This is a genomic window from Streptomyces sp. NPDC054847 (assembly GCF_053610925.1).
Genome location: NZ_JBSGZJ010000672.1, coordinates 1 through 2,544, shown reverse-complemented (window position 1 = coordinate 2,544; position 2,544 = coordinate 1). Strand labels below are relative to the sequence as shown.

Here is a 2,544-nt window from a genome sequence, read left to right as displayed (position 1 = left end):
TCCCTGGCCCGACCGTGATGTCCGGGCCGGCCGAACCGGCCGGCCCGGACATCCGCGTACCCGGGGCAGCGAGGCGTCGGTGGGGCGGACTCACCCGCGTACCGCGTCGGGGAAGGATCTGTCGCCGAACAGCACCCGGCCGGCCGCGGCCCGGCCGAACGGTGTGCGCAGCAGCGTGAACGCCGCCGCCGCGGCAGCCGGCGTCCGCACCTGGGCAAGTCCCCTGCGCAGCATGAGCCGTCCCCTGAAGTGGGGGCGCAAAGCGGCCCCGTCGTAGGTACTCATCGCGTCCGGCCTCCCGGCCCGCAGCGCGTCGTCGAGGACCTCGGCCGCGAGCTCGGACTGCCGAAGGCAGGGGTCCAGGCCGCCGGCAGTGAGGGGAGAGACCGCGCCTGCCGCGTCCCCCACGAGAAGACCGTCGGGGCAGCTGATCCGACGCAGCAGGCCACCGACGGGAATGAGGCCCCCGCGCCGCTCCACGGCCTCCGGACGGTCGACTCCCGCCAGCCCGGGCGCTGATGCGCTGAACTGCTGCACCGCCCGGCGAAGGCCCTCCGGATAGCGGTCGGCATAGCCGGCGACGCCGACATGGGCGTGCTGCCCGTCGTTGACGACCCAGGCCAGGTATCCGGGGGCGAGCGAGGGGTCGAGCACGCAGTGGAAGGTCGGCGGCTCGTCGCTCCCGGGCAGCTCGAAGACCTCCTCGGCACCGACGAGCAGTTGGTGGTTGCGGTCGAGGCCGAGGTCGCGGGCGACTCTCGACCGTGCGCCGTCGGCGCCGACGACGAACCGCGCGCGGACCGTCGTCGTCCCGTCGCGTCCGGCCAGGTGGAAGGTGTCGCCGTGCCGACCGTGGTAACGGGTGCCCAGCGCTATCCGCACGCCGGCCTTGGCGGCGGAGGCAGCCGACGCTTCGTAGAGCGGTCCCATGTCGCCCACGCGGTACTCGTCGCGCGGACTGACCAGGTCGACGGGGCGGCGGAGGTTCGGCGGGTAGAGCACCACGCGCCGGATGGGCGGCCCGAGACATTCGGGAGGCAGTGGAAAGTCGTCGAGCGTCTTCCGTACGAAGATCCCCGTGGTGCGGATCGCGCCGGCGAGACCGGCTCGCCGTTCCACCAGGAGGACGTCGTGACCCTGGCGGGCGAGCAGCGTGGCGGTGTGCAGCCCGGCCAGTCCGGCCCCGACCACCAGTACGTCGGCACTGTCCGTGGCCGGGAGGCGGTAGGGGTGATCGGCTGTCGTCATGCTCTGCTCCTCATGAGGGTCCGTCATCGGTCGCACCGGTACGCGGGTCGACGCCGGCCGTCGGCAATGCGGCGAGGACGCAGGCCGGCGGAGCACCGCCGGAAACCGGTCGAATGACGATGGAAATCTATCGATATTCGATAGGAACGGCAAGGCGGGTCCGCCACCGAGCGGCTCGTGCGCAGACGTGCGACCCATTGCCTCCACGGCCGGCACACCGATCGGCCGGGCGGACGCGGCGGGGCGGGGCGCACAGGGCGGCACCCGTCGGGGCCTGGACCGTGGTGCGTACGGACGGTCTACCGAACGGACTCCGCGCTCTTGCGCAGCCGGGCCACGGCCTCCCTGATCACCGGCAACCGCTCGTACAGCACGTCGCCGGGGCAGTCCGTGCGGAAGGCGTCGCGATGGCCCGAGACGACGTGGAGCCGGGCCACTTCGCCCTTCTTGTAGGTGCTCTCGTCGTTCGTCGAGACGAGACGAACGGTGCCACGGGGATCGGCCCCCGGCCGGAGCTTCCAGGCGGCCACTTTCACGATCCCGGCCTCGAGCGCCGGCGGGACCGTCGTACCCGGACCGAAGGTGCCGAGCGCCGCGATGCCGATGCTGTCGCCGTTGAAGCCCTTGGTGTGCGCCCCTTGTACGGGACGCCCGACGCCGCCGGCCCGGCCTTCGTAGATGGTTCCGCAGCGGTCCACCACGAAGTTGTAGCCGATGTCGTCCCAGCCGTCGCTCTCGACGTGGTCCCTCTGCATCTCCCGCAGCATGCGGGGGACGTCGGCGCAGTCGTAACCGTTCAGATGACCGGTGTGGTGGAGGAAGACCGCGCTCACGGCGCCCGTGTACGTCGCCCGCTCCCTGACCATCCCCTCGTCCGCCCGCCACGCCTCCCGGCTGACGATCGGGGGTCGCGGGACCGCCGGGCCGACCGCCACCGGCTCGGGTCGGGCGGGCCGGAACGGGGCGTCCCGCGGCACGAGCAGAGCCAGCGCCACGACCCCGGCACCCAGGACGATCCGACGGGACCACATGGGACCACCCTGCGCCCCGGCCCTCCACTCTCACAGGTGAGCAAGCCATTCGGGTGAACGAGGCGGAGTCCGTGATCGAACGAGGTGCACGGGCGATGGGACGCGCCAGGCTGCCCGGCTTCAGCGGCCTGCTGGAACGGAAGGCCCGCCGACGCCGACCGGGCAGGTCGGTGCCGGGCCGGACGACGGAAACCGGCGCCCGAACGCGCGCCGACTTCGCGCGGCGGTGGACGCCGGCCGACCCGCCGTCAGGACAGTGCCTGGC

At 72.9% G+C, this 2,544-nt stretch carries 2 protein-coding genes; both read right to left on the bottom strand.

The genetic code is table 11. The annotated features are described in order from the left end of the window. Positions 1-90: 90 nt before the first annotated feature. Positions 91-1,248 carry an FAD-dependent oxidoreductase gene (locus ACWGH4_RS34015; protein ID WP_453467647.1) on the bottom strand — a complete coding sequence of 386 codons (1,158 nt, stop codon included), beginning with the start codon at positions 1,246-1,248 and terminating at the stop codon, positions 91-93. A 299-nt stretch (positions 1,249-1,547) separates the two neighbouring features. Then, a complete protein-coding gene (locus tag ACWGH4_RS34010; protein ID WP_453467645.1) occupies positions 1,548-2,279 on the bottom strand; it encodes a peptidoglycan recognition protein family protein in 732 nt (243 codons plus the stop codon). Positions 2,280-2,544 lie beyond the last annotated feature (265 nt).

Bases quoted from the DNA above. Each gene is read 5' to 3' on its own strand.
- ACWGH4_RS34015 (WP_453467647.1), bottom strand. From the start codon at position 1,248: ATGACGACAGCCGATCACCCCTACCGCCTCCCGGCCACGGACAGTGCC.
- ACWGH4_RS34010 (WP_453467645.1), bottom strand. From the start codon at position 2,279: ATGTGGTCCCGTCGGATCGTCCTGGGTGCCGGGGTCGTGGCGCTGGCT.